This is a genomic window from Actinoplanes sp. NPDC023801 (assembly GCF_040639655.1).
In the GTDB taxonomy this organism is placed as follows: domain Bacteria; phylum Actinomycetota; class Actinomycetes; order Mycobacteriales; family Micromonosporaceae; genus Actinoplanes.
Genome location: NZ_JBFAAI010000001.1, coordinates 534,361 through 559,266 on the forward strand (window position 1 = coordinate 534,361; position 24,906 = coordinate 559,266).

At 69.9% G+C, this 24,906-nt stretch carries 36 protein-coding genes; 15 read left to right on the forward strand and 21 right to left on the reverse strand.

Annotated features, from left to right (window positions below; genetic code table 11):
- Window positions 1–15 precede the first annotated feature (15 nt).
- The 7 genes from AB0G04_RS02570 to AB0G04_RS02600 all read right to left on the reverse strand — a co-directional run bounded on the left by AB0G04_RS02570 (window position 16) and on the right by AB0G04_RS02600 (window position 3,843).
- Window positions 16–231, reverse strand: coding sequence for a DUF397 domain-containing protein (locus AB0G04_RS02570; protein ID WP_360976223.1), 216 nt, complete (start codon window positions 229–231; stop codon window positions 16–18).
- 14 nt (window positions 232–245) lie between these two features.
- Complete coding sequence (locus AB0G04_RS02575) at window positions 246–461, reverse strand: hypothetical protein (protein WP_360975109.1); 216 nt, start codon at window positions 459–461, stop codon at window positions 246–248.
- Window positions 458–628 (reverse strand): hypothetical protein, encoded by a 171-nt coding sequence (locus AB0G04_RS02580; RefSeq protein WP_360975112.1) that lies wholly within the window; start codon window positions 626–628, stop codon window positions 458–460. Before AB0G04_RS02580 ends, AB0G04_RS02575 begins: the two co-directional genes overlap by 4 nt.
- 201 nt (window positions 629–829) lie before the next feature.
- The gene (locus tag AB0G04_RS02585; protein WP_360975115.1) at window positions 830–1,954 is read right to left on the reverse strand and encodes a helix-turn-helix transcriptional regulator; all 1,125 of its coding nucleotides are present in this window, start codon (window positions 1,952–1,954) and stop codon (window positions 830–832) included.
- A gap of 445 nt (window positions 1,955–2,399) precedes the next feature.
- On the reverse strand, window positions 2,400–2,921 hold the full coding sequence (locus AB0G04_RS02590; protein ID WP_360975118.1) for a hypothetical protein: 522 nt from the start codon (window positions 2,919–2,921) through the stop codon (window positions 2,400–2,402).
- Entirely contained in the window at window positions 2,918–3,310 is a 393-nt protein-coding gene (locus tag AB0G04_RS02595; RefSeq protein WP_360975121.1) for a hypothetical protein, read from the reverse strand. Before AB0G04_RS02595 ends, AB0G04_RS02590 begins: the two co-directional genes overlap by 4 nt.
- Window positions 3,307–3,843: a hypothetical protein gene (locus tag AB0G04_RS02600; protein ID WP_360975124.1), complete on the reverse strand. Its 537-nt coding sequence runs from the start codon at window positions 3,841–3,843 to the stop codon at window positions 3,307–3,309. The genes AB0G04_RS02595 and AB0G04_RS02600 overlap by 4 nt, the downstream gene beginning before the upstream one ends.
- A gap of 154 nt (window positions 3,844–3,997) precedes the next feature.
- Between AB0G04_RS02600 and AB0G04_RS02605 the strand changes: the two genes are divergently transcribed.
- The 4 genes from AB0G04_RS02605 (at window position 3,998) to AB0G04_RS02620 (ending at window position 5,649) form a co-directional block, all read left to right on the forward strand.
- The gene (locus AB0G04_RS02605) at window positions 3,998–4,210 is read left to right on the forward strand and encodes a hypothetical protein (protein ID WP_360975127.1); all 213 of its coding nucleotides are present in this window, start codon (window positions 3,998–4,000) and stop codon (window positions 4,208–4,210) included.
- Between the two features lie 196 nt (window positions 4,211–4,406).
- A complete protein-coding gene (locus tag AB0G04_RS02610; protein WP_360975130.1) occupies window positions 4,407–4,646 on the forward strand; it encodes a hypothetical protein in 240 nt (79 codons plus the stop codon).
- Entirely contained in the window at window positions 4,643–5,038 is a 396-nt protein-coding gene (locus AB0G04_RS02615) for a hypothetical protein (protein WP_360975134.1), read from the forward strand. Before AB0G04_RS02610 ends, AB0G04_RS02615 begins: the two co-directional genes overlap by 4 nt.
- A gap of 56 nt (window positions 5,039–5,094) precedes the next feature.
- Window positions 5,095–5,649: an exonuclease gene (locus AB0G04_RS02620; RefSeq protein ID WP_360975137.1), complete on the forward strand. Its 555-nt coding sequence runs from the start codon at window positions 5,095–5,097 to the stop codon at window positions 5,647–5,649.
- Window positions 5,650–5,709: 60 nt separating this feature from the next.
- Here AB0G04_RS02620 and AB0G04_RS02625 read toward each other — a convergent pair whose 3' ends face one another.
- The 3 genes from AB0G04_RS02625 to AB0G04_RS02635 form a co-directional block, all read right to left on the reverse strand.
- A complete protein-coding gene (locus AB0G04_RS02625) occupies window positions 5,710–6,432 on the reverse strand; it encodes a hypothetical protein (RefSeq protein ID WP_360975140.1) in 723 nt (240 codons plus the stop codon).
- Window positions 6,433–6,569: 137 nt separating this feature from the next.
- Window positions 6,570–6,704: a hypothetical protein gene (locus tag AB0G04_RS02630; protein ID WP_360975143.1), complete on the reverse strand. Its 135-nt coding sequence runs from the start codon at window positions 6,702–6,704 to the stop codon at window positions 6,570–6,572.
- Window positions 6,705–6,713: 9 nt separating this feature from the next.
- Window positions 6,714–7,184: a GNAT family N-acetyltransferase gene (locus tag AB0G04_RS02635; RefSeq protein ID WP_360975146.1), complete on the reverse strand. Its 471-nt coding sequence runs from the start codon at window positions 7,182–7,184 to the stop codon at window positions 6,714–6,716.
- Window positions 7,185–7,248: 64 nt separating this feature from the next.
- Between AB0G04_RS02635 and AB0G04_RS02640 the strand changes: the two genes are divergently transcribed.
- Entirely contained in the window at window positions 7,249–7,857 is a 609-nt protein-coding gene (locus AB0G04_RS02640) for a TetR/AcrR family transcriptional regulator (protein ID WP_360975149.1), read from the forward strand.
- On the opposite strand, the gene AB0G04_RS02645 is transcribed toward AB0G04_RS02640, so the two are convergent.
- A complete protein-coding gene (locus tag AB0G04_RS02645; protein WP_360975152.1) occupies window positions 7,854–8,477 on the reverse strand; it encodes a phosphoesterase PA-phosphatase in 624 nt (207 codons plus the stop codon). The genes AB0G04_RS02640 and AB0G04_RS02645 overlap by 4 nt on opposite strands.
- Before the next feature lie 54 nt (window positions 8,478–8,531).
- Window positions 8,532–8,981 carry a MarR family transcriptional regulator gene (locus tag AB0G04_RS02650; protein WP_360975155.1) on the reverse strand — a complete coding sequence of 150 codons (450 nt, stop codon included), beginning with the start codon at window positions 8,979–8,981 and terminating at the stop codon, window positions 8,532–8,534.
- Window positions 8,982–9,181: 200 nt separating this feature from the next.
- On the opposite strand from AB0G04_RS02650, the gene AB0G04_RS02655 reads away from it, so the two are divergent.
- From AB0G04_RS02655 to AB0G04_RS02665, 3 genes are read left to right on the forward strand one after another with little or no spacing between them, the layout of a single operon-like run.
- Window positions 9,182–10,129 carry a G5 domain-containing protein gene (locus AB0G04_RS02655; protein ID WP_360975158.1) on the forward strand — a complete coding sequence of 316 codons (948 nt, stop codon included), beginning with the start codon at window positions 9,182–9,184 and terminating at the stop codon, window positions 10,127–10,129.
- 48 nt (window positions 10,130–10,177) lie between these two features.
- Window positions 10,178–11,011: a nucleotidyltransferase domain-containing protein gene (locus AB0G04_RS02660; protein ID WP_360975161.1), complete on the forward strand. Its 834-nt coding sequence runs from the start codon at window positions 10,178–10,180 to the stop codon at window positions 11,009–11,011.
- A complete protein-coding gene (locus tag AB0G04_RS02665) occupies window positions 11,008–11,742 on the forward strand; it encodes a peptidase E (RefSeq protein ID WP_360975164.1) in 735 nt (244 codons plus the stop codon). The genes AB0G04_RS02660 and AB0G04_RS02665 overlap by 4 nt, the downstream gene beginning before the upstream one ends.
- A gap of 170 nt (window positions 11,743–11,912) precedes the next feature.
- Here AB0G04_RS02665 and AB0G04_RS02670 read toward each other — a convergent pair whose 3' ends face one another.
- Window positions 11,913–12,116 carry a hypothetical protein gene (locus AB0G04_RS02670; RefSeq protein ID WP_360975167.1) on the reverse strand — a complete coding sequence of 68 codons (204 nt, stop codon included), beginning with the start codon at window positions 12,114–12,116 and terminating at the stop codon, window positions 11,913–11,915.
- Window positions 12,117–12,351: 235 nt separating this feature from the next.
- On the opposite strand from AB0G04_RS02670, the gene AB0G04_RS02675 reads away from it, so the two are divergent.
- Window positions 12,352–13,251 (forward strand): hypothetical protein, encoded by a 900-nt coding sequence (locus AB0G04_RS02675; protein ID WP_360975170.1) that lies wholly within the window; start codon window positions 12,352–12,354, stop codon window positions 13,249–13,251.
- Window positions 13,252–13,257: 6 nt separating this feature from the next.
- On the opposite strand, the gene AB0G04_RS02680 is transcribed toward AB0G04_RS02675, so the two are convergent.
- Window positions 13,258–13,620 carry a PH domain-containing protein gene (locus AB0G04_RS02680; RefSeq protein WP_360975173.1) on the reverse strand — a complete coding sequence of 121 codons (363 nt, stop codon included), beginning with the start codon at window positions 13,618–13,620 and terminating at the stop codon, window positions 13,258–13,260.
- A 24-nt stretch (window positions 13,621–13,644) separates the two neighbouring features.
- On the reverse strand, window positions 13,645–13,956 hold the full coding sequence (locus AB0G04_RS02685) for a 4a-hydroxytetrahydrobiopterin dehydratase (protein ID WP_360975176.1): 312 nt from the start codon (window positions 13,954–13,956) through the stop codon (window positions 13,645–13,647).
- 183 nt (window positions 13,957–14,139) lie between these two features.
- On the opposite strand from AB0G04_RS02685, the gene AB0G04_RS02690 reads away from it, so the two are divergent.
- A complete protein-coding gene (locus tag AB0G04_RS02690; RefSeq protein ID WP_360975179.1) occupies window positions 14,140–14,562 on the forward strand; it encodes a (deoxy)nucleoside triphosphate pyrophosphohydrolase in 423 nt (140 codons plus the stop codon).
- Here AB0G04_RS02690 and AB0G04_RS02695 read toward each other — a convergent pair.
- Entirely contained in the window at window positions 14,559–16,094 is a 1,536-nt protein-coding gene (locus AB0G04_RS02695) for a long-chain fatty acid--CoA ligase (protein WP_360975182.1), read from the reverse strand. The genes AB0G04_RS02690 and AB0G04_RS02695 overlap by 4 nt on opposite strands.
- Before the next feature lie 99 nt (window positions 16,095–16,193).
- Between AB0G04_RS02695 and AB0G04_RS02700 the strand changes: the two genes are divergently transcribed.
- From AB0G04_RS02700 to AB0G04_RS02720, 5 genes are all read left to right on the forward strand, one after another.
- Window positions 16,194–16,823, forward strand: coding sequence for a TetR/AcrR family transcriptional regulator (locus AB0G04_RS02700; RefSeq protein ID WP_360975185.1), 630 nt, complete (start codon window positions 16,194–16,196; stop codon window positions 16,821–16,823).
- Complete coding sequence (locus AB0G04_RS02705; protein WP_360975188.1) at window positions 16,820–18,229, forward strand: aldehyde dehydrogenase family protein; 1,410 nt, start codon at window positions 16,820–16,822, stop codon at window positions 18,227–18,229. The genes AB0G04_RS02700 and AB0G04_RS02705 overlap by 4 nt, the downstream gene beginning before the upstream one ends.
- A 46-nt stretch (window positions 18,230–18,275) precedes the next feature.
- A complete protein-coding gene (locus tag AB0G04_RS02710) occupies window positions 18,276–19,352 on the forward strand; it encodes an alcohol dehydrogenase catalytic domain-containing protein (protein ID WP_360975191.1) in 1,077 nt (358 codons plus the stop codon).
- A 261-nt stretch (window positions 19,353–19,613) separates the two neighbouring features.
- Entirely contained in the window at window positions 19,614–20,153 is a 540-nt protein-coding gene (locus tag AB0G04_RS02715; RefSeq protein WP_360975193.1) for a DUF6886 family protein, read from the forward strand.
- 91 nt (window positions 20,154–20,244) lie between these two features.
- Window positions 20,245–20,430, forward strand: a complete 186-nt coding sequence (locus AB0G04_RS02720) for a hypothetical protein (protein WP_360975196.1) — start codon at window positions 20,245–20,247, stop codon at window positions 20,428–20,430.
- Window positions 20,431–20,561: 131 nt separating this feature from the next.
- Here the strand turns inward: AB0G04_RS02720 and AB0G04_RS02725 are convergent, their stop codons facing one another.
- From AB0G04_RS02725 to AB0G04_RS02745, 5 genes are read right to left on the reverse strand one after another with little or no spacing between them, the layout of a single operon-like run.
- The gene (locus AB0G04_RS02725; protein ID WP_360975199.1) at window positions 20,562–21,161 is read right to left on the reverse strand and encodes a TetR/AcrR family transcriptional regulator; all 600 of its coding nucleotides are present in this window, start codon (window positions 21,159–21,161) and stop codon (window positions 20,562–20,564) included.
- The gene (locus AB0G04_RS02730; protein WP_360975202.1) at window positions 21,158–22,363 is read right to left on the reverse strand and encodes an acyl-CoA dehydrogenase family protein; all 1,206 of its coding nucleotides are present in this window, start codon (window positions 22,361–22,363) and stop codon (window positions 21,158–21,160) included. Before AB0G04_RS02730 ends, AB0G04_RS02725 begins: the two co-directional genes overlap by 4 nt.
- Window positions 22,363–23,343 carry a phosphotransferase family protein gene (locus AB0G04_RS02735; RefSeq protein ID WP_360975205.1) on the reverse strand — a complete coding sequence of 327 codons (981 nt, stop codon included), beginning with the start codon at window positions 23,341–23,343 and terminating at the stop codon, window positions 22,363–22,365. Before AB0G04_RS02735 ends, AB0G04_RS02730 begins: the two co-directional genes overlap by 1 nt.
- Complete coding sequence (locus AB0G04_RS02740; RefSeq protein ID WP_360975208.1) at window positions 23,340–24,125, reverse strand: SDR family oxidoreductase; 786 nt, start codon at window positions 24,123–24,125, stop codon at window positions 23,340–23,342. The genes AB0G04_RS02735 and AB0G04_RS02740 overlap by 4 nt, the downstream gene beginning before the upstream one ends.
- A complete protein-coding gene (locus AB0G04_RS02745) occupies window positions 24,122–24,868 on the reverse strand; it encodes an SDR family oxidoreductase (protein WP_360975211.1) in 747 nt (248 codons plus the stop codon). The genes AB0G04_RS02740 and AB0G04_RS02745 overlap by 4 nt, the downstream gene beginning before the upstream one ends.
- Window positions 24,869–24,906 lie beyond the last annotated feature (38 nt).

The window sequence follows — 24,906 nt, forward strand, 5'->3', positions numbered from 1 at the left end:
CGTCACCCCCGCGGGTCAGATCTTGTCGAACTCGCCGTGCTTCGCGCCCTCGAGGAACGCCGCGAACTCGTCGCCGGTGAAGAACAGGGTCCCGCCGGCCGGGTTCTTCGAATCACGGACCGCGAACGCCTGCCCGACGCTCGCGACCTCCACACAGTTGTCGCAGTTCGGACCGCTGAAGCTGGACTTCTTCCAGTCGGCGGCAGCGAGCTCCTCGGTGCTGATTTGCATACCCTTGACCTCGATCACGGTGTGCTCCTCTCCTGCCCGGCAGGTGCCGGGACATCCACGGGGTTGAGGCGGTAGATGGCGTCGGAGCCCTGGCCGTTGTCGAGCGGCGCCAGGCTCAGCTGGCTGACGGGCACGGGTGCGGTATAGCCGGGGCCCGAGCCGGTGTCGATCCACACCTCAACGACGCCGGCAGCTGAGAGGCTGCGCGGGCCGACCACCAGCGGGCTCACGCCGCACGCTCCCGGCCCTGGTTGATGATTCGCCGGACTGCCTCAGAGTGCAGCGCGGCTTGCTCGCGCTCGGCCGCCTGCCATGCCCGTACCGCCTGGACTCGGCGCCACCACAGCAGCCGTCGCACCGTCTCCGCGGTCAGGTACCGCAGGACGTCCGCCATCATGTTCCGCCTCCCCGGTCGGGGCGGGACCGCGCTCACGGGCGCGGCCCCGCCGATCTGGGGCGGCGGCGAGCGCGAAAGTTCGTCTAACGGATCCGCGCGCTCGCCGCCGCTGACCTGATCGTCACGGAGCGGTAGCGGCCTGTGGAGACCATTCCTGTCCACGCCTCGTCCATGGACAACCCGGGGGGACGTGGACGCAGGTCAGCCCTGCAGTCGAGCCCCGATACGGGTGACCTCGCCGGCGAGGTTCGCCGACCCGGTGGCGGTGGCCGTCGCTCGCGCCTCTTCGAGGTAGTGCCGGGCTACGTCCGGGTTGCCGGCGTCGAGGTGCGTTTCGGCGAGCGCGAGTTTGTACGTGGCCACGAACTCGGCGTCGGCCACGTCCTGGCCGGCCGCCTTCAGCCCAGCAGTGAGGGCCTCGATCGCAGCCTCCCGGCGGCCAAGCAGGCGGTTCGCCAGGCCTCGTTGCATCTGCAGGTAGCCGGGTGAGTAGAAGTAGATCCAGGGCGGTTCTTCGTCGGGGTGCTCCCGTGCGGCGGCCATGAGCGCTTCAGCACGGTCGAGCAGCCGGTCTGCGGCGTCGCCGTCGCCGAGCAGCGCATGCCCGCGGGCCTCCTGCTGGGCAGCCATCGCCCGGATCCCGGCGCTGTGTCCCCTCGCCGCCGCGGCCGCGGACAGGCCGACCACCGGGCCGGGCTTGCGTGCCGTCCAGGCGAGGTGGCCACGCATCGACAGGGCGGTGGCGATCAAGTCCACGGCGATCGGAATCGAGGACGTGGCCGCGACTTCTTCGGCGTGCTCGAGCGCCTGAACGTACTTCTCTCGCGCCTCCTGCGGCCGACCTGCCGCGGCCCGGAGCCAGCCAGCGAACTGTGACCACTGGCCGGCCAAGTCGACGACTGCGGGCCGGATGTCGCCGACAGCCTCGTCCGCCAGTCCCTCGACGAGCCGGAGCGGTTCGGCGGTGATGACGAGCAGGCGCTCGGCGCCGAGCGTGTCCTCGAGGCGACGCATGTGGGCGAGGGTGCCGTGGAGCGCGGTCACGGTGGTCGTGTCGACGGTCCGGGGCGCGGCGGCGACGTGGGCGATGCGGTCGGCCGTGCCGTTGAGGCCGGGCGGCCGGAGGGTGGCGACCAGGGCGCCGTCGCCGTCGAGGATCGCGTCGAGCGCCTTGGCCTCGTCCACCGTGGGGAGCGGGAGCCGGTTGTGCTCCCAGTTGGAGATCTTGCTCTTGGAGTGGTGGCTGCGATCGGCCAGCTGGCGCAGCGTCATGCCGCGGCTCTCCCGGAGGGCGCGGAGCTTGTCGCCGAACGTCAGGGGGTTCACGGCGTCACATCCCTGCTTGCGGTCAGGGGTGGCGGCCGGGCCGCAAGACACCGGCCACCAACATCGACGGTACGTCATGTCCAACGCGCGGGTCACCCGTCAGTGGCGTCCGCCGTTGTTACCGTCACCGGTAACAAACCAGGTCGGCGAGCTATCAAGGTCGGCCGGCGATTCGGCACGCCGGTGCAGAATTCCGCACCCGCATGCGGGATCAGTCGGTGTCACGCCGTGGTGTCATGGCCCATGACACCGGCCCTGACCAGCGGTTGACCCTGGCCCCTCCGGCCCCTCGGTGGGGGAGGGGAGGGATTCTCGATCTTGCCACTTCGCACGGTGTGCACCGTGCACACGAGGACGTCGTACGGCACTCCACACCGCCCCTGTACAGGACCGGGCCAGACCCGTTCGCACGGTGTGTACCGTACGCACGCGCCCGGCCGGAACCTCACGACAACGGGGTCTGCTCCACCATGTCGGCCAGGTCGCCGAGTTTGCGGGCCAGCTCGCGCAGCTGCTCTGGCGTCAGCTCGAGGTCCTCGAGCGTCGATCGCATCTCGATGATCCCGAACTGTTCGGTCTCCCCGGTCTCCCGGTCGAGGCGCCGCTCCGCCCAGAAGCCAAGCTCCCTCGGCGTACCGGTGCACGCCTCGACGGCCAGCACCGAGTCGGGGAACGACGAGCAGTTCTTCTGCTGCTGGCGCTCGCCGCCCCGGTAGTGCTCGCAGCACCACGGCGGGCAGTCGGTTTCGGCCGGCACCTCGCCGCGGGTCGTCACCAGGTCGCCGAAGCGGAACGGCCACCCGTCCGAGTTGTCGATGGTGCGCTCCGGGGTGTGAACCGTGATCTGATCGGCGCTCTGGTCGTCCTCCTGGAAGATCAGCATTCCGGTGATCGTCTGCCACCCGTCCGTGGTGAGCAGCTGTGTGCCGACGCGGAGGAACTGGGCACGGATTCGACGCTCGTTCATGCGACACCTCGCAGGATCTGGGCACGACGGGTTCTCGGGCTAGTGGCCGGCTTCGGTTGGGCCGGGAGGGTGGTGACGGGCTGCTCGTCGACGACCGGGGCGGCCGGCGGGACCAGGGCGCCGATGCCGTGCACCAGCTGGACCGCGGGCAGGTGCTCCGGGCGGGTCGTGGCCAGCACATCGGCGAGACCGTCAGCGACCATGCGCAGCGCGCTGCGCCAGTCCTCCGGGTCGATGACGCTCGTGATCGTCCACTTCGCCGCGGCGACCTGCTCGAGGAGCTTGGCCATGCCGGGGCCGGTGAGGTCGGCGCGCGGGGCGACCAGGACGACGCGCTGACCGGCGGTGCCCCGGCGCACCTGTGGGCGGCGGATGCGGGCGGTGCTCACTCGGCACCGCCTGGGACGTAGTCGAACGCGTCGAGGATCGTGCGCGCTAGCTCGGCCGCCTGCTGCCACGTCGTCACCTCGACGTCAACGTGGACGTGCAGGTTCGGCGTGCCGATGCGCTCCCCGACCAGGTCCTCGGTGAGGACGTCGAGCCGGGCCACCCGCACCTGCAGCGTGTGGGCGTCGAGCAGCTTCCGGACCGTGTCGTCGGTGTGGTCGTCGCCCATGTGGAGCGCCATGCCGTCGCGGGCGTCGTCGATGGGGTCGTGGGTGAGCGTGCACCAGGCTGGGCAGCCGCTGACCTTCGCCCGCCACTCCTGGTGCTCCCGCTCCCAGCGGGCCGCGGTCTCGTCGAGGAACCGCTGTGCTGGCGTTGGGAAGAGAACAGCGCCGCGCCGCTCGTCCCGGATCTTCTTCACCGCGTCCAGGGCGTCGAGGTAGCCCTCGGCGTAGCCGTCGCGGTGGGCGGTGTTGTTCGGGCGGGGTCGCAGGATGGATAGCGCGAACCGGATGAGTTCGAGCATGCTTCTCATGGGTCGCCTCCCGGGGCGATCAAGGGCTCGGCCAGCGTTGCAGTCGCTGCGTCCGGGCCCGATCTAGTTATGCCAAGAGGTTGGCATAGCACTTGGCTCATGGTCAAGGGGTGGGCATACCTATTGGCCAAGTGGTTGTGGCATCATCACCGATATGGCTGACTACGACCTGACGAAGCTCTCCAAGCTGGGCGAGCAGTACGAGCGCGAACGCGCTGCAGCGGAGCGAACGCGTGCCCTGCTGACGCCGGAGATCATCGCGGCGGCTGCGGCCAGGGTCCGTCAGGTCGACATCGTCAAGGCGAGCGGGCTCACGCGTGAGCGGGTGCGGCAGATCTGCCGTGCGGCCGGCGTCGAGCCGGAGTAGAGGGGCTCAGTCCGCAGACAGTCCGCAGGACATCCGCAGAAGACCAACATCAGTCAACGCAACTAAACGTAGTAAGCGCAGCTCCGGGGCCTGCTGAAGGAAGATCAGCAGGCCCCGGCTTTGGTCTCAGGAGTTCCGCTTCAACGTCTGACTCCACTGCGGTCGTATTGCGGTAATACCGCGGTATGGTTGGCGCATGGCCAGGACGAAGAAGGTGACGATCACCCTGCCGGTGGAGTTGTTGGAGAGCATGAAGGCTCACACCGACAACATTTCCGGCTACCTCACCGAGTTGGCCGAGCGGGCTGAGCGGCGCAGGCTTCTGCGGGAAGAACTCGACGGCTATCAAGACGAATTCGGCGCGTTCACCGACGAGGAGATGGCCGAGGCCCGGACGCTCCTGCATGGGGCCGGAGAGACGGAACGGGCAGCGTGAGCCTTGGTTCGCTGGTGCTCGATTCACAAGGCTTTTCGGGGTGGATCGACCGGGACCGCAAAGTGATGCGACTGCTGGAGCAGGCCGAGCGTGACGGCGCGGATCTGGCCATGTCGGCCGCGACGATCATCGAGGTTTCGCACCCTGGTGTCGATACCGCGCGGATGAACTGGCTGCTGTCCCGGATCCGGGTCGAGGCTTTGACGAAGGAGTGCGCCCGGCGCAGTGCTGCCCTTCTGAAGGCGGCGAGGCTGCACGGGCACAAGTACGCGATCGATGCGATGGTCGCTGAGGTGGCGCTACGGCTTCCCGGACCGGTGGCCGTCCTGACTTCCGATGTCGACGACATGGTGAAGCTCTGCGGGCAGCGGGTTCGGGTCATCGGGCTGTAGCCGGCACCGCGGTAATTGTCTGAGAACCGGACGGCTGGTCGGCTACATTCCGGCGCATGGCCGAGATCTATGTGAGTACGGACGTCGAGGCGGACGGCCCCATTCCGGGCCGTAACTCGATGCTGAGTTTCGCATCCGCCGCCTTCGACGCCGACGGCACGATGGCCGGCACCTTCACCGCGAACCTCGAGACCCTTCCCGAGGCCGTCGCGGACCCGGGCACGATGGCCTGGTGGGGGCGGAACCCCGAGGCTTGGCAGGCCTGCCGGGCCGATCCTCGGGAGCCCGGCGAGACGATGACCGACTACCGCGCCTGGCTGGAGGCGCTGCCGGGCAAGCCGGTGTTCGTGGGCTATCCGGCGGCGTTCGACTTCATGTTCGTCTACTGGTACCTCATCCGGTTCACCGGTCACAGCCCGTTCTCGCACTCGGCGCTGGACATGAAATCGTTCGCGATGGCGGTGCTCGGCACCGAGTTCCGTGGCACGGTCAAACGCACCATGCCGCGCGCCTGGTTCGGCCGGGCCCGGCACACCCACGTGGCCCTCGACGACGCGATCGAGCAGGGCGAGCTGTGGATCGCCATGCGCCGCGCCGCCCGCTCGCGGTGACGGGCGGCGGTCAGCAGAACCGCGTCCGCACTGCCTGGTCGCGGTGACGTTCGCCGCCGGTCAGCAGAACTGTGTCCGCACCACCCGGTCGTCGGCGTCCAGCCACGCGTGGACGACGCCGTCCAGCGGGCGTAGCGGGTGGTCGCCCCGGACCAGCCGGAGCCGGGCTCGTGGGATGCCGTCCGACTCCAGTTCGGCCGCGGTCCGTCCCTGGCTGACGCGGGCCAGCCAGGCCGCGTCACGGCTCATTTTCCGGCGGAGCAGGGCGATGTGCCGTACGCCGAGGTCGTCGATCCGGAACGGGATCCCCCGATGCTTCTCGGTGAGCCAGCCGCACCGCCACATGCCGTGATCGGTGCTCCACCAGTCGACGCTGTGCTCGGGTTCCGTACCGGGCACGGGATAGGGGTTGGCGTCTTCTCCGGCGCCGGCCAGGGCGGCGTCGCGCCCGTCGCAGAACTCGCACATCTCGTCGGCGTTGTGCATGGCGCTCGTCTGACCGTCGAGGGCGAGACCGAGGTGGTTTTGCCGGGTCTGCAGCCATTTACGGGTGTCGGCGGCCTGCTGAGCGTCCTCCCTCGAGCTGTACAGCGACAGGCCGGTGCCGTCGTTCAGAGGCTGACCCATGGCGGCGTAGATCGCCGGACTCCAGACCGGTTTGACCCGGTAGTTGACCAGGCGATCGGTGTTCATCACGAGCCGGATCAGGCTCCGGCCCCCGCTCCCGCGGCGGGTGCCGACCACATAGCGCTGGTCACCGCCGTCTCCCCATCGAATCGGCAAGACCCAGACCTTCGCCCCGGGTACGAAATGACGCGTGCCCGGCCGCCTCGTGTCCGTCTGCTGGCGGAGGAATGTCTCCCGGCTCACGTTCGCGACGACACCCCAGGTCAGCGGCTCGTCCGATGCAGGTTCCTCGATCACTCCGCGAGGTTCGATCCCGATGCTCCATCGATGAGCTCGGTGTGGCGGGGTGCTTCCGGAAGGTGGTCCAGGTCTTCCGCGAACCAGCCTTCCTCGCGTGGCGGGCGCATCCAGTCGGGCAGCGCTGTCATAGGACTAGGTTAGCGAATCGGGACGGCCAGGACCCGTTCGTAGCACACCGAGAGGTCGGCGCCGATGTACGCGCCGAACAGGGGGATCTCGTGGTAGCCCTCGCGCTCGTAGAAGCGCATCGCATCCCGCTGGGCGGGCCCGGTCTCCAGCTTGATCGTGGTCCAGCCGCGGTCGAGGGCGGCTGACTCCAGGGCGCGCAGGATCGCGGTGGCGACGCCGGAGCCACGGGCGGCCGGTGTCACGTACATCCGCTTGATCTCGGCGGTCGTCGGGTCGAGGCGCCGCAGTGCGCCGCAGCCGACGGCGGTGCCGGCCGGGTCGATGGCGACCAGGAACAGATCGATGTCGGCTGCGGAGGGCGGAGTGCCGGGCTCGTGGTCGTCGGTGCCGTAGCGGGCGTCGAGTTCGGCTCGCTGGGCGGCGCGGAGTGCGGCGCCGGCGGGTTCGTCCCACGGGCGGGGCTCGATGGTCCAGGTCATGACATCCTCCATTCGGAACAGGTGTTACGGTAACAGCTGTTACGGATAGGGGAGGGTGCGACGCGTGTCACGTACGGCTGATCGGTCCGCGCAGGGCGAAACCCTGTCCCGGGCGGTGTGGGACGTGCTCTCCGGGCAAGGGCTGGAACGGCTCACCGTGCGCGCCGTGGCGGCCGCCGCCGGGTGCACGACCGGCCTGGTCATGCACCGCTTCCCGAACCGGCAGGCGCTGTTGCTGCACGCCCGGCAACTACTGCACGAGGTGACCCGGGCGCGGGTCGAGGCTCTGGAGGAGCGGGCGGCGACCCCCCGGTCGGTACTCCGGGCGATCCTGCACCAGGGCATGGCCCTCGACGAGCAGACCCGTCAGGAGGCGATCGTCTGGATGGGTTTCCTGGCCGCGGCCGTCGCCGACGAGCAGCTGATCGAGGAGCACCGCCGCAACAACCGGGCCTGGCGCGAGCGGGTCGAGCGGCTTACCGCGGCGGCCGCTCCGGAGTGGACCTCCGAACGCGTGGCCGCCGTCGCCCTGGCGCTGATCGCCATGGCCGAGGGTGTGGCGGCCTACGCGGCGGCCGACCCGGAAGCCTTCCCGCCCGACGCCCAGGAGCGCATGCTCGACACCGCCCTCGCCGCCTACGGCCTGGCGGACCCGCGGGCCGGGGCGGACTAGCGGAGGGCGGGGAAGACGGTCCCGGCGATGACGGCTCCGACCAGGGCGCCGACGACCACCTGGGCCGGGGTGTGCGCGGTCAGCCGGACGCGCGCCCAGCAGCCGAGCAGCACCAGTGGCACACCGGCCAGCGCGATCGCGCCGTAGATCACGGTCAGTGCGGCCACCGTGCCGGAGGCGACACCCGCGTGGATGGACATCTTCCACCAGTGTGTGACCAGAGCGAATATCGCCAGTCCGACGCCGCCGGTGGTGAGTAGCGCGAGCACCTCGCGGGGGGCTCCGAGAGCGAGGAGCAGGAGCAGGCCGGCCACCAGCGAGGCGGTACCGAAGAGCAGCGGGATACGGCGGGCCGCGCGTTCCGGGATGTGGTGATTGGTGAGGTGGCCCTTGCGGACCCCGTGCAGCACGTAGCCGAGCGGGATGACCGCGGCGAACAGGGCTCCGGGCAGCCCCCACCAGCGGGAGACCCCGGGTGTCTCGCCGGCGTGCCAGCCCACGGTCAGCAGGAGCACGGCCACGAGAACGGCCGGGGCGAGCACTTCCGAGACGACGACCGCGATCCGGTCGGGGATGCCCGGCGTGGTGGTCCGGATGTCATCGGCAGCAGCGTTGATCACCGCTGAATCATCGCAAGCCGAACGCGGTGTCCGGGCGGCACGAAACGCTGCCGATCAGGTGTCGGAGGCCATCGAGGCGAACGCGTCGGCCAGGCGGCGCAGGTCGAGGCCGTCGAGGTGGTCGAAGATGTGCCGGCGGACACTGGCCAGATGGGTGGGCCACGCCTCCTGCAGCCGGGCCAGGCCCTTCTCGGTGAGGACCGCGTTGGCGCCGCGCGCGTCCTCCTCGCAGCGGATGCGGCGCAGGTATCCGCCGCTCTCGAGTTTGGCGGCGAGGCGTGTCATGCCGCTCAGTGACATGTCGCACGCCGTGGCGAGTTCGCTCATTCGCATGAGCTGGCCGGGAGTCTCGGAGAGGTGGCGCAACACGGTGTACTCGCTTGCGGACATGCGCTGTTCGCGGATCAGGTCGGCGTCGAGGGCACGCGGCATGACCAGGAGGAATCGGCCGAGTGCGCGCATCAGGGCCTCCTCGTCCGGGCTGAGTGGGACAGGCGCGGGCATGGCTCCGATCGTACGGCGGAGGCGCATCCCGACCGGCCGTGCGACTTTGCGCCTCGCCGGGGCAACGCGTGACCCGGGTCTCGGGGCGCGGGGGTCAGCATTTCGAGTGACAGTCGGTGCCTTGCTTGCGAGCCGGAGAAAGTCACAATGCTTTGGTGCAAAACCAGACAACTAGTGACTCTTGGCAGCAACTGCTCGAAATGCCACGAAAGTCTTGGTGGGCCCGGCTGCCGTTCGGTGTCCGGATGGCTGCGGGCGCGAGTGCGATGTTCGTGGTCGTCGGCGGTGGCGTGGCCGGCGCGGTATCCACCATGACCAGCCCGGGATCGGAGAACGTCACGAGCACGGCCCCTGCCGCCGAGGACGACCTCGGCGCTCCGATGCTCGAGGAGAGCCCGGAGGTGGTCAGCCGGGCGGCGGCCGCCGCGGAACCTCTGCCCGCGCGCCCCGGCGAGATCCCGGTGACGACCGCCACGACGCCGGTGACGACCGCCACGAGGCCGGTGACGACCGCCACGACGCCGGCGAAGACCTCCACCATCCCGGCCCCGGCGCGGACCGCCGCGACGGCCGATCATCTGAGCCGGGCCCGGGTGGCCGACCAACGCGCCGACCGGACCGGGCCGCGTCCCGCCCGTACGCTCGCCCAGGCCCCCGCCCGACGGAAGGCGGCGGCCGAGCCGGTCGTCACCACCCGGACGGACGTGGAGACCCGGGCTGTCCCGTTCGACACGCAGGTGGTGCGGGACCCCTTGATGCCTCGAGGTACCCGTCAGGTGCGGGTCGCCGGATCGCCCGGCGTGCGGACGCTGCGCTACCTGGTCACCATGACCGACGGCCGGCCGACCGCGCGCCGGCTGCTGAGCAGCGCGGTCACCCGGAAGCCGCAGAACCGGGTGGTGGCGCTCGGTTCCGCCCGCAAGTACGTGCCGGAACCGGTATGTGACGAGGCACTGGGCCTGTGCCTGCCGTTCGGCCGGACCGCGGTCTGCCCGTCCGACGGATCCGCCGACCCGGTGACCGCCCCGCCGCCGGCGGCCGTACCGGTGAGGGAGACCGGCGAGATCCTGATCTCCGAGAAGGACCTGGAGTTGCTCGGTCCGGAGGGTCTGGACGCGGTACGTCTCGAACCCGCCGCAGTGTGTTGACGGTCACCGGCGATTGCGTACGGGCGGTCCGCGGGACACGGTAGCGGCATGGCGCTGACCGACACCGGCCTGGCCGATCTGGCCCAGCGGTTGCTCACCGTGCCCGGCGTGGTCGGGGTGGTCCTCGGTGGCAGCCGGGCCCGGGGGACACACACCGAGGACTCCGACACCGACCTGGGCCTGTACTACCGGGCGCCGCTGGACACCGATCGTCTCGGTGAGCTGGCCGAGGAGGTCGCCGGCCGTGGTGCCGGGGTGACCGCGACCGGTGACTGGGGTCCCTGGGTGGACGGCGGCGGCTGGCTGCGGATCGACGGTCACCCGGTGGACTGGATCTACCGGGACCTGGACCGGGTCCAGCGCTGCTGGGCCGAGGCGGAGCAGGGCCGATACGCGTTCCACGTGCAGGCCGGACATCCGCTCGGGGTGCCCGACTTCCTCTACCCCGGCGAGCTGGCCCTGAGCCGTGTCCTCGCCGATCCGGCCGGGGAGCTGGAGGACCTGCGCGGCCGCGTCCAGGTCTACCCGCGGCCGCTCTCGCAAGCCCTGGTGGCCGGGATGTGGGAGGCCGACTTCCTGATCGGGGTGGCTCGCAAGGCGGTGTCCCGCGGCGACAGCGCCTACGTGGCCGGCTGCCTGTTCCGGGTGGCCGGGGTGTGCGCCCACGCGCTGCACGGCGCGGCCGGGCGGTGGCTCATCAACGAGAAGGGCGCGATCGCCGCGGCCGGCGCGCTGCCCGGCGCTCCGGAGCGGTTCAAGGCGCGGACCGACGCGGTCTTCGCCGCGGTCGACGGCGATCCGGTACGCCTGAGCACCGCGATCGATCTCATCGCCGATCTCGTCCTGGAGACCGCCGACGCGTGCGCGATGATGCTCCGGTGACCGCTGACGAACCGACCATCCTCGCCACCAGTGCCTCCTTCCGGCCGGGCCGCCACGGGCTGCTGGACATGCGTCCGGGCCCGATCCACTACCTGGCCGCCGAGCTGGCCGGTGCCCCGATAGCACCGAAGATCTGCTTCCTGGCCCAGGCCACCGGCGATCCGCAGGACCGGATCGGCGCGTTCTACTCGGCGTTCGCGGGCACCGAGTTCACCGCGTCGCATCTGCAGCTGTTCCCGATGCCGAACATCGCGGACATGCGTGCGCACCTGCTCGCCCAGGACGTCGTCTGGGTCGGTGGCGGCAGCGTCGCGAACCTGTGCGCGGTCTGGCGGGTGCACGGCCTCGACGAGATCCTCCACGAGGCCTGGCAGGCGGGGGTCGTGCTCGGTGGTGTCTCGGCCGGCTCGATCTGCTGGCACGTCGGCGGCAGCACCGACAGCTTCGGCCCGGACCTGCGGGGCTTCACCGATGGGCTGGGGTTCCTGCCGTACAGCAACGGCGTCCACTATGACGGCGAGGAGCAGCGGCGGCCCAAGATGCACGAGCTGGTCGGCCGGGGAATCCTGCCCGACGGCTACGCCACCGACGACGGTGCGGGGCTGGTCTACCGGGGCACGTCACTGTCCGAGGCGGTCACCGATCGCGAGGGGGCTTCGGCGTACGAGTTGAAGCGTGCCGCCGACGGCACAGTGGCCGAGACGCCCTTGCCGACCCGGCTGCTGGCCTAGGCTGGAAGGGAATCCGCAACCCGCAGGCGATCGGCTCCGTTGTGACTTCGGAGTCCATACGTTTTGTTTGAGGAGAACCATGTCCGACCGGACCGGTAAGGGCGGCGAAGGCGGAAGCTGACGCTCGTGGTTTCGCCGCGGCGCCGGTCGGGGTTCCCGTCTTGCGGAACCTAGTGCAGGGCGACCGTGGCGAGACCCACCAGCACCGCGGAGAGCAGCATCGCCACCGCGAAGATGGTGTTGTGGCCGATCAGGAGACGCCGGCGGGGCTGACCGCCCTCGCCGCCGTCCGTGACACCGGCCGGGTCGAGGGTGTGGCCGAAGAACTCGGCCCGGTACCTCCGGCTCAGCGGCCTCTGCAGGTGGGTCAGCACCGGTGATCGCCTCCGGGGGGACGAGGATCGATTCTGGTGGAACTCCCGGTAGCATGCGGCGGGCAGGAAACCCGGAGCAATGGTTACTGGCCAGTAATCGCCTCGGGTGGCCCGGAGTGGCATGGTCGCTGGGCTGATCGGACATGGGACATCAGGCGAACAGTTGTCCCTGCTCGTGCCTAGTCACTCTTTGTGAGGATTTGTCGGTAAGGATCGTTTCGCCATCATTGGGACGATGCCAGAGACTCCGTCGATCTCTCACACCCTGTTCAGGGGCACCCTGAACGTCTCGGTCGTGCTCATCGGCCTGGCGTCGGGCATCGCGCAGCTCGCCGAGGTGCCCACCCGGGTGGCCCAATGGGCGCTCACCGCGATCTTCCTGGCCTGCCTGCTCTACTTCGTGGTCCGCCTGTGGCAGCTCGCCTTCGTCGTCAAGATCCGTGAGTTGAAGGCCGACCTCCAGGACGCCACCGGGCTGCTCGCCCTTCAGCAGGCCGGCCACCAGCACTACCTCGACGCCATCCAGCGGATCAGTGACCGGGAGAAGCCGCTCTTCACCGAGACCCTCGAGGTGCTCGTCACGATCGGCGCCGACGACGACAGCGACCGCATCGTGGAGAAGCGGATCACCACACCCGAGCCGCTGGTCACGCACCGGACCATGCGCCCGATCGTGCCGACCGACACCGACCGGCTGACCCGCCTCGACGAGATCTCGTTCAAGACGCTGCGGCCGGTCGGCGGCACCATCACCACGTTGCCGCTGGAGCAGAGCCGTCTGCTGCGCATCTGGCTCATCTTCGATCCGGCGCTGACCACGCCGACCGAGTGGCAGGTCGAATACCGGCCGTGCGGACTGTGGGGCCCGCTGCGCCGGCGGGGCTGGGACCAGCTCATCTGGGAGGACCGGCTGCCCACCGCCAGCGGGACACCGTCGGCGTTCACCCGGTTCGAGGTGACCTTCAGCTTCCCGGAGAGCGATCAGCCGCCGAGCGTCAAGGAACGGCAGGGGTACGGCCGGATCACGGAACCGGAACGCGACCCGCGTGGCCGCTGGGAGGTGGTGTGGCGGGACGAGAAACCCGCCGGCCGCCGGTACGTATGGGATCTCACGCAGGCGGTCGGCGGGCGCTGACGAGGATCAGGAAGCCTGGCTGAGGATCAGGTTGTGCACGTGGTGGGCCTTGTCCGACCCGCGGAACTCAATCTCGTAGCTGGCCGTGCCGACCGTGATGGCGATGGTGCCGGAGGAGAAGAACTGGCCGGCCCAGCTCTTGTTGCTCACCACGCTGACGCTGTTGACCTTGGAATAGGGGATGCTGGTGATCGCGAACCGCTTCCCCACGTAGGACTTGTCCTGAATGATGATCCGGCGGTTGGTGAGGCCGATGAACCCGGTGCCGGCGCCGATCGCGTCATAGACCGCGATGATCTGCTCGCCCTCCAGCAGACCGCTCTGGATCTGCTCGAGCTGACCCTTGTTGTCGTACACCACGTCAGTCATGCGGCGCAGCGTAGCCACACCGGCTCAGGGCCTCTCGACCACGGTTCGGTAGAAGTCCTCGATCCGGGCCGCGAGGGTGACCTCACCGTCCGTGATGGTCCCGCCGTCCTGCGGCCCCAGGCTGATCTGAGTGTGACCGTTATATCGCCGGATGGTCGGTCGTATGTGAAGAGTGTCCGCGGCCACCTTGATACGTTCCGTCAAAGCGGCGTGCTGACTGTCGTCACATGCCAGGTCGCGGTGCAACTGAACACCGTCCCGGGTCCAGCCGCTCAGCAACGCGAGGGCGTCACTGAGATAATCCGAGCCGGTGTCCCGGCGTCTTCTCGCCCGCACTCCCGCACCCCCCTTAGCGTCGTTGCCGGCTTGTGGCCGAATTGTCGCCGTGTCGTCATGGTCGGTGCCCACAGTTTCGTCCGTCCGGGCCATGGTGTCCACGCCCACATATCCATGTTTGCGTGACGATCGGGGCACCAGCGGGCAACCTGAACGACTGACTTTCGTGAGATCTTGGAACCCATGCGGGCCGAACAATACGTCAAACCGACGCCATCACCCAGGGTGATCGTGGCGGCGGTGATCATCACCGCGGGCCGGGTGCTGGCCTGCGAGCGCAGCTCACCGCCGGAAGCGGCCGGGCGATGGGAGTTCCCCGGCGGCAAGGTCGAGCCGGGTGAGACCGAGGCGCAGGCGCTGGCCCGCGAGTGTGCCGAGGAGCTGGGCGTACGGGTCGAGGTCGGCGCCCGGGTCGGCCCGGACGTGCCACTGGCCCACGGCCGGGCCGTGCTCCGGGTCTACGCCGTCGAGCTGCTCGGCGGAGACGTACCGGAGGCGCTGGAGCACCGCTCCATGCGCTGGCTGACCGTGGACCAGTTGGACAGCGTCCCGTGGCTGCCCGCCGACGTCCCGATCGTGGCGGAGCTACCGCCACTGCTGGCTTAGGAGTACTGCTTGCGCAGCTCCCGCTTGAGAACCTTCATGCTCGGGCCGAGCGGCAGCGACTCGGTGAACCGCACCTGACGCGGGTACTTGTGCTTGCCCAGCCGCTCCTTCGACCACTCGATCAGATCATCGGAGGTCAGATCCTTGTCCTCCGGCACCACCACCGCGCAGATCTCCTCGCCGAGCGTCTCGTCGGCCACGCCGATCACCGCGACCTGCTGGATGCCCGGGTGCCGGGCCAGGACCTCCTCCACCTCCCGCGGGTAGACGTTGAAGCCACCGCGGATGATCAGGTCCTTGGTCCGGTCGACGATGCTGATGAAACCCTGCTCGTCCTTCACGCCCAGGTCGCCGGTCCGGAACCAGCCGTCGACCAGAGCCTCCGCGGTCGCCTCCGGGCGGTTCAGGTAGCCGGCGAAAACGTTGTGGCCACGGATCACGATCTCACCGAGCTCACCGTCGGGCAGGAACTCGATGCGCTCCGGCACCTCGGGGCGGGCGATCTCCACCTCGACGCCCCAGATCGGGTGCCCGACCGTGCCGGGCTTCGCACCGAACGAGGGCTGGTTGGTGGTCGCCGTGGGTGAGGTCTCGCTCAGCCCGTACCCCTCCCAGATGGTCGAACCGAAAGCCGCGGCGAACTTCTCGAGCACCGCCACCGGAAGCGAGGCACCGCCGGAGACGCAGAGCTTGAGCTGGGGCAGGCGCTCGGCCTTGGCCGCCGCCTCGAGAAGTCCGATGTACATGGTCGGCACGCCGTGGAAGATCGTGACGTTCTCCTTGAGCATCAGCTCGATCGCCGCCTCGCCGGTGAACCGCGGCAGCAGCACCAGCGTCCCGCCGAGCCGGAACGTCGCGTTCATCCCGACGGTCTGGCCGAACGTGTGGAACAGCGGCAGGCAGCCCATCACCACGTCGTCGCCGGTCAGCGGGTGCACGTCGAAGACGTTGACGGCCGCGTTCATCACCAGGTTCAGGTGGGTGAGCAGGGCGCCCTTCGGCTTGCCGGTCGTGCCGCTGGTGTAGAGGATCACCGCGACGTCCTCGGCCTCCCGGGTCACGTACGTCCGCACCGGCTCGAGCCCCGCCGAGATCTGGTCCAGGCGCGACGGGTACTGCGGCAGGCCCTCCGGCAGCGGGCCGACGTTGGCCAGCGGGGTCTGGGCCGCGGCGGCTGCCCCGGCGCCGACCTGGAGGAACGCCGAATGCGTGACCAGCAGCTTCGCTCCGCTGTCGGTCAGCACGTAGCCGACCTCCTCGGCGTTGAGCAGCAGGGACACCGGCACGATCCGGGCGCCCACCGTGAGCGCGGCGAAGTAGACGCGGGGAAAGTCCGCCACGTTCGGGATCATCACGGCCACCGTGTCGCCGGGGCCGATGCCCAATTCCCGCAATCCGGCGGCGTACGACCGGGTCTGCGCCCAGAGTTCCCGGTAGGAGATCCGGCCCCCGGCCTCGTCGACGATCGCCACCTTCTCGGGGTACCGGCGGGCGGCCTCGGCCAGAACGGTGGCGAGGGAAAGCGTCGTCATGCTGATCTCCCTTAGTGATGTACGTCGCAGCTGTGCTTAAACTAGCGGCGTAAGTTTTTACACGTCCAGTGTTGATTTCGGTTTTCTCAGGGAGTTCTCATGGCACGGCCCCGGCAGGCGCTGCTCACCCGGGAGCGCATCGTCGAAGCCGCCGCCGCACTGATCGACGCCGAAGGGCTGGACGCCTGCTCCATGCGGCGCCTCGCCACCGAACTGGGTGTCCAGGGACCGTCGCTCTACAACCACTTCGCCACCAAGGCGGAGATCGTCGACGCGGTCGCCGAGGCCGTCGTCGCCCAGGTCGACATCGCGGTCTTCCGGGGCAACGACTGGCGTGAAGGGCTGCGGCTGTGGGCGAAGTCCTACCACGCCGTGCTCGCCGCACACCCGAACATCGTCCCGGTCCTGGCCACCGGACCCGGCCGCCGACCGGCCGGACTCGCCATGGCCGAGGCCGTCTACGGCGCGCTCCTCGAGGCGGGCTGGTCCCGGGCCCGGGCCACCCACATCGGCGCGCTGATGCGATACCTGATCACCGGCTCCGCGCTCGGCTCGTTCGCCCTCGGCTTCGAGGCCGACCCGGAGCTGTACGACCGCTTCCCGCACCTGCACCGCGCCCATGAACTCGCCGCCCATCGCGACGCGGTGGACGAGGGGGCCTTCGAACTCGGGCTGGATCTGCTGATCGACAGCCTCTCCGACCGTTACGACCAGGGGGTACGCCGATGACGTCGGTCTTCCGCGATGAGCACTGGATCGGGGGCGCGTTCGTGCCCGCCGGCTCCGGTGACCGCATCGAAGTCGAGAACCCGTACACCGAAGAGGTGTTCGGGCACGTGCCGGCCGGCACAGCCGAGGACGTGAACCTCGCCGTCTCCGCCGCCCGCGCGGCCTTCGACGGCTGGGCATCCGCGTCGCCGGCCGAACGAGGTGCGGCCCTGAGCCGCCTGCACCGGGCCGTCGCCGCACGGGCGGACGAGATCGCCCGGATCGTCGGCCTGGAACTGGGCACCCCGCTGAAGATCGCCAAGGCGGTCCAGGCGGGCCTTCCGCTCACCGTTCTCGCCGGGTACGCCGAACTGGCCGCGCAGCCGCCGGCCGACGAGATCATCGGCAACTCGCTGGTCGTGCACGAACCGGCGGGTGTGGTCGGCGCGATCACCCCGTGGAACTACCCGCTGCACCAGGTCGTCGCCAAGGTCGGCGCGGCCCTGGCAGCCGGGTGCACCGTCGTACTCAAGCCCAGCGAACTGACCCCGCTCACGGCATACCTGCTGGCCGACGCGTTCGCCGAAGCCGACCTGCCGGCGGGTGTGTTCAACATGGTCACCGGTACCGGACCCGTCGTCGGCGCGGCCATCGCCGGCCACCCCGACGTGGACCTGGTCTCCTTCACCGGTTCGACCGTCACCGGCCGGGCCATCAGCCGGGCCGCCGCCGACCGCATCGCCAAGGTGTCGCTCGAGCTCGGCGGCAAGTCCGCCAACGTCGTCCTCGAGGACGCCGACGTGGTCAAGGCGGTCAAGGTCGGCGTCGGCAACGCCTTCCTCAACTCCGGGCAGACGTGTACGGCGTGGACCCGGATGCTGGTCCACCGCAGCCACTACGACGAGGCCGTCGAACTGGCCGCCAAGACCGCCGCCGGGTACACCGTCGGTGACCCGTTCGACCCGGCCACCCGCCTCGGGCCGCTCGCCTCGGCCGCCCAGAAGGAGCGGGTCCGCGGCTTCATCGAACGCGCCACGGCCCGGCTCGTCGCCGGTGGACTCGACGCACCCGTCCCCGGACAGGGCCACTTCGTCGCGCCGACCGTGTTCGCCGACGTCGACCCGGACAGCGAACTGGCCCAGGAGGAGATCTTCGGCCCGGTGCTGTCGATCATCCCGTTCGGTGACGACGACGAGGCCGTCGCGATCGCCAACAATTCGAAGTACGGCCTCGCCGGCGCGGTGTGGGGCTCCAGCGACCGGGCGCTCGCCGTGGCCCGCCGGCTGCGCACCGGAGCCGTGGACGTCAACGGCGGCTCGTTCAACCCGTTCGCCCCGTTCGGCGGCTACAAGCAGTCCGGTATCGGTCGTGAGCTCGGCGCCTACGGGCTCGCCGAGTTCCAGCAGGTGAAGGCGATCCAGCGATGAACTTCTCAATGTCCGTCGGCGTGGGGGTTCTGCGTTGAATCACTACATGACCGGTCTGGTCGTCCAGGAGGCCGGAACCCCCGCCGAACTCGTCGAGCTGCGGCTGCCCGAGATCGGACCCGGCCAGGTGCGGGTACGCGTGCGGGCGGCCGGTGTCTGCCACTCCGACCTGTCGATGGTGAACGGCACGCTGCGGCCGCCGCACCCGCTGATCCTCGGACACGAGGCGGCCGGTGAAGTCGTCGAGGTCGGCGAACACGTCACCCGCGCGGCAGTCGGCGACCACGTGGTGCTGAACTGGCAGCCGGCCTGCCGCAACTGCTGGTTCTGCGAACACGGCGAGCCCTGGCTGTGCAGCACCTCGCACGGGGTCGCGGCGCTGTCCAACGGCATCACGCTGAACGGCGACCCGGTACACGTGACCCTGGGCGTGGGGGCGTTCGCCGAGCAGGTCGTCGTGCCGGAGAACGCGGTCATCCCCGTACCCGCGGAACTTGATTTCGACCTTGCCGCCCTGCTGGGATGCGCCGTCCTCACCGGAACGGGCGCGGTCCGCAACACGGCCCGCGTGGCGCCCGGTGAAACGGTCGTCGTCATCGGCCTCGGCGGGGTCGGCCTGTCGGTCGTCACCGCGGCCCGTGCCGCAGGCGCCGCCCAGGTGATCGCCGTGGACGTCACCGAGGCGAAGAAAGGCCTGGCCGAGGCGGCCGGCGCTACCGACTTCCTGGTCTCGGCGGACACCCTGTCCAAGGACATCCGGGTCCGCACGAACCGGCTCGGCGCCGACCACGCGATCGAATGCGTCGGCCGGGCGTCGACCATCCGCGCCGCCTGGCGGGCCACCCGCTCCGGCGGCCAGGTCACCGTGGTCGGCATGGGCGCGGCCGACGACATGGTGCAGCTCAGCGCGCTGGACATCTTCTCGTCGGCGCGCACCCTGCGGGCCTCGGTGTACGGCCAGGCCGACACCGACCTGGAGATCCCGGCACTGGCCCGGGACGTCCTCGACGGCAAGCTCGAACTCGGTCACCTGATCACCGACCGGATCACCCTGGCGGAGGTTCCGGCCGCTTTCGAGCGCATGACCCGGGGCGAGGGCGCTCGCTCCGTAGCCCTCCTCTGACGACCACCCGGCCGGCCGTTACCGCTGTCTCAGCTACGCCAGGACAGCGGTAACGCCCCTCTCCTCCGTGCGTGGTGATGTACGCCCGCCCGCCGGCCGTGTTTCACCACGCTGCAGGCCGGCTCTGCGTGCGTGGTGATGTGTCTGCTGGCGGGCCGTGTTCACCACGCGTCAGGCCAGCGCTCCGTGCGTGGTGATCTGCGCCCGCTGGTGCGCCGCGGCTCACCACACAGCGGTCGGGTGGTGCGGTAGGAAGGGCGGATGCGTCCTGAAGCCGGGCAGGTGCTGCACTTCTCCGAAGACTCGACGATCACGCGGTTCATGCCGCACGTCGCGGCCACCGCACAGCAGCCGGAGGCCTACGTCTGGGCCGTCGACCACCGGCGTGCACCGGACTACTGGTTCCCCAGGCAGTGCCCGCGCGCTCTCGCCTGGGTCCGGCCGGGAACCACCGACGAGGATCGCGACCGGATCATCGGGGCTGGCTGCGGCGACCGAGTTCACGTCATCGAATACGCCTGGTGGAAGGCGATGCGCACCACGAGGCTGTACGCGTATCGGCTCCCCGCCGGGCTGTTCCGCCCGATCGGGGAGCCGGAGCCGCACGCCCACGTGGCCACCGTGCCGGTCGAGCCGCTCGGCCCACCCGAACCGGTCGGTGACCTGATCGAGTGCCACGCCGCTGCCGGAATCCAGCTACGGTTGCTCGACAGCCTGTGGCCCTTCTGGGACCACGTCACCACCAGCACGATCGGCTTCAGTGGCATCCGTCTCCGGAACGCCGCGCCCCGGCCGGCCTGATGTCGGTTCGTCGGGCGGCCTGATCCCGGTTCGTCGGGCGGCCTGATCCCGGTTCGTCGGGCGGCTGGCCTGCGGCGTGAGGGCGACTGGCGTGCGGCGTGGCGCAACCGCCGGACGACAGCTGGACCTCGCCGCCGCCTGCGAGCCGGGTGACACCACCTGGGCCTCGCCCCGCCGCCTGCGAGCCGGGCGACACCACCTGGGCCTCGCCCCGCCGCCCGCGAGCCGGGCGACACACCTGGGTCTCGCCCTCGCCTGCGAGCCGGGCGACACCTGAACCTCGGACCCGCCGCCTGCGAGCCCAGCTGGCACCTGAACCTCCGAGGCCGCCGCCTGCGGAAACCGGGCGGCGCGGGGACCTCGCCCCGCTCCTGGCGCTCCTACGAAGCCGGAGCTAGCGCGTCCGCTTTACCGTGTCGCTGCACCGGTCGGGTTGATCAAGGCCGTCACGATGCGGACGAGCGTCGCGCGGGCGCTCTCCACCGGCAGGCCCATGGCGTCCCGCCAGGTCGCCCACGTCGGCCACAGGCTGGCCGCGGTCAGCGCGTTGAGCAGCTCCTCGTCATTGCCGATCTCGGTCGGAAAGGTGGAGGTCAGCTCATCGCGGACCCGCGTGGTGTGCAGTTTGCGGTAACGCTGCAACCCCGACGAGAACGGTTCCTTCAACGCCGAGGCCCGTGCCGCGGGGGCGATCTCCTCCAGCAGGCGGGCCCGCTGATGGCAGAACGCCTCGATCCGCTCGGCCAGCGGCAGGTCCGCGGGAACCGGCTGGTACGACGCGTCGCGCTGCTCCAGGACCCGCTGACCGCTGGCGGCCATCAGTGCCTCCATGTCGGCGAAGTGGCTCCACAGGGCGCGCAGTGACACCCCGGCCAGCTTGGCCACCCGATCGGCGGTGGGGCGCATGTCCCCCTCGCCGATCAGCTGGAGATGCGCGTCGATGATCGCGTTGCGGGTCCGCTCGGACCGCGCGGTGCGACCGTCGACGCGCGTTGGTGGGTTGGTCACGAACTACTCCGGTAACGCTTGAGTTCACGGTGGGCCAGGGAACGTTTGTGCACCTCGTCCGGCCCGTCGGCGAGACGCAGCATACGGGCACTGGCGAACAGCCCGGCAAGCGGGAAGTCCTGACCGAGGCCGGCCGCGCCGTGCGTCTGGATCGCCTTGTCGACGATCCACTCCACCGCGGACGGCACCACGATCTTGATCGCCTGGATCTCGGTGTGTGCGCCCCTGTTGCCGACCGTGTCCATCAGCCAGGCGGCCTTGAGCACGAGCAGGCGAGCCTGTTCGATCCGGACCCGCGAGTCGGCGATCCAGTCCTGGATGACGCCCTGCTCGGCGAGAGGCTTGCCGAACGGGGTGCGGACCAGCGCCCGCGTGCACATGAGTTCGAGGGCACGCTCGGCCATACCGATCAGCCGCATGCAGTGGTGGATGCGGCCGGGTCCGAGACGCGCCTGGGAGATGGCGAAGCCGCCGCCCTCCTCGCCGATCAGGTTGGTGGCCGGCACCCGTACGTTCTCGAAGATCATCTCGGCGTGACCACCGTGGTCGCCGTCGGTGTAGCCGAGCACCGTCATACCGCGTTTGATCGTCAGGCCCGGGGTGTCCCGCGGCACCAGGATCTGGCTCTGCTGCAGGTGGCGCGGGGCGTTCACGTCGGTCTTGCCCATCACGATGAAGATCTTGCAGTTCGGGTTCATCGCGCCGCTGATGTAGAACTTCTGCCCGTTGATGACGTAGTCGTCACCGTCGCGCTCGATCCGGGTGCCGATGTTCGTGGCGTCCGAGGATGCCACCTGTGGTTCGGTCATCGCGAAGGCGGACCGGATCTCCCCGGCCAGCAGCGGCTTGAGCCACCGCTCCTTCTGCTCGTCGGTGCCGAAGTCTGCCAGGACCTCCATGTTGCCGGTGTCCGGAGCGGCGCAGTTGAGCGCAGCCGGGGCGATCGCCGGGCTGCGACCGGTGATCTCGGCGAGCGGGGCGTACTGCAGGTTCGTCAGGCCCGCGCCGTGGTCACCGGGGAGGAACAGGTTCCACAGGCCGGCCTCCTTCGCGGCGGCCTTCAACGGCTCGAGGGCGGCGGGCGGCTCCCAGGATTCCGGCGCGGCGCGGAATGTCGCCTCCGCCGGGTAGACGTACTCGTCCATGAAGGCGAGCAGCCTCTTGCGGTAGTCCTCGGTCTTGGCGTCGAACTCGAAGTCCATCAGTGTCCTTCCAGCGCTCGGTGGCCCTGTTCGACGAGAGCGGGGACCATGGCGCCCACCGTGTCGAAACCGGGGCCGACCGTCTGACCCTTGGTGTATCGGTAGTGCACGCCCTCGAGGATGACGGCGAGCTTGAAAGCGGCGAACCCGACGTACCAGTGCAGGTCGCCGACGTCGCGCTTGCTGCGCTCGGCGTATCGGGCGGCCATCTCGTCCAGTGACGGGTGTCCGGGGATCTCGACCGGGGAGATCGGCCGTCCGTCGCGTTCCAGCAGCGGCCGGCCGGCGTAGATGAGCATCAGAGCGAGGTCGCTGAGTGGGTCGCCCAGTGTGGACATCTCCCAGTCCAGCACGGCGTTCACCGTCAGCTCGTCGCTGATCAGCACGTTGTCGAGGCGGAAATCGCCGTGGACCACGGCGCCGGGGCCGCCGGCCGGGATGTCGGTGGCGAGGCGTGCGTGCAGTTCTTCGATGCCGGACAGTTCACGGCTGCGCGAGGCGTCGAGCTGCTGCTTCCAGCGGCGCACCTGCCGGGCGTTGAAGCCCTCGGCCTTGCCGAAGTCGCCCAGGCCGATCGCCGCCGGATCGAGCGAGTGCAGGTCCGCGAGGGTGTCGACGAGAGTGAACGTCAGGTCACGGAACTGCTCCGGGCGAAGGCCGTCGGCGTCCCGGTAGATCTTCCCGTCGACGTGCTGCATCAGGTAGAAAGGTGCCCCGATGACGTCGGTGTCGGTGCACAGCAGCACCGGTTCCGGCACGGGGAACCCGGCCCTGGAGAGGGCGTCGAGGACCTTGTGCTCGCGCGCCATGTCATGCGCCGTGGGCAGCACGTGCCCGAGCGGCGGGCGGCGCAGCACCCAGCGGTTCGTGCCGTCGGTGACCGCGTACGTCAGGTTGGATCTGCCACCCGCGAACATCGTCGCGGTCAGGGGCGGGCTGTCCAGGTAGGCCTGGAGTTTCTCCAGGTCGAGGCCCTTCACTTCGACTCGAATCCGCGCTGGAGTTTGTTCATGCCCCCCAGCCAACGGTCCGGCTCGCTCGCACGCAAGCGGTAGTACCCCTCGACCTCGGGGTGCGGAAGGATCAGGAAACGGCCACCGTCCAGGGCCCCGGCCACCAGGTCGGCGACCGACTCGGGTGCCAGCGCGCCCTCGGCGAGCAGCGACGCCGCCCCACTGCCGCGGTCGTTGCCGCGGGTCAGCATGTCGGTGCGGACACCCTGCGGGCAGAGGGCCTGCACGATCAAGCCCCGATGGGCGTACGTCGCGCGCAGCCACTCCGCGTACGCCAGAGCCGCGTGCTTCGTCACCGAGTAGGTGGCGCTGCCCAGCAGGGTCAGCAGCCCGGCCGCGCTCACCGTGATCAGCAGCCGTTTCGGCTCGCCGCTGTCCAGCCAGCGTGGCAGCAGCGCCCGGCTGACGTAGACGTGCGACATCACGTTGACCCCGAAGTCGCGCTGCCACTGCTCGTCCGGTGTCGTCTCGTCCCCTGCCGAGAGCACCCCGGCGTTGGAGCAGAACAGGTCGATGCCGCCGAGCTCGGTGAAGGCCGTGTCGACCAGTCGCTGGACGTCCTCCTCGCGGGCCGCGTCGCCGGGCACCGCGACACCGCCGATCTCACCTGCGACCGTGCGGGCCGCCTCCGCGTTCAGGTCGTTGACCACGACCTTGGCGCCGTCGGCGGCGAACCGGCGGGCCAGCGCCGCTCCGATCCCGCCGCCGGCACCCGTCACGACGACCCGCTTCACCGATCCGTTGGTCATTGCACGGCTCCGGTCAGGGTGACGCCGCCGTCGATCACGATGGTCTGGCCGGTGATCCAGGACGCGTCCGGCGAGCAGAGGAAGGCCACGGTGCCGGCCACGTCATCGGTGTTGCCTAGCCGCTTGAGCGGATACGTGGCGGCCACCTCCGCCTCCCGCCCCTCGTAGAGGGCGGTGGCGAACCGCGTCTTCACGACTGCGGGCGCGACCGCGTTGACCCGGATCTTCGGGGCCAGCTCGACCGCGAGCTCTTGGGTGAGGTGGATGAGCGCCGCCTTGGTGGTGCCGTAGAACGCGATCCCCGGTGCCGGGCGGACACCGGAGACCGACGAGATGTTGACGACCGAGCCGCCGGTCTCGGCGAGCCCGCCACGCAGCGCCTCCTGGATCCAGCCGAGCGTGCCGATCAGGTTGACCTCGGTCATCTTGCGGGCGGCGTTGAGGTCGAGGGTCGCGAGCGGCCCGTACGCCGGGTTGATCCCGATGTTGTTGATCAGCGTGGTGACCGGTCCGAACGTTTCGCGCACCGCGTCGACCACGGCGGCCCGGTGTGCCGGGTCGTCACCCTTGCCGGCCACGCCGATCGCCACCTCGGGGCCGCCGAGTTCCTTAACGGCGGCCTCGAGGGCGTCGGCGTCGCGGCCGGTGACGGCGACTCTCGCCCCCTGGGCGACGAAGCGTTGCGCGATGGCGAACCCGATTCCCCGGCTTGCTCCGGTCACGATTGCTACCTGGTCGGCCATCGCCCAACCTCCTGAGTCGTATTTTTGCAGTCTTAGTG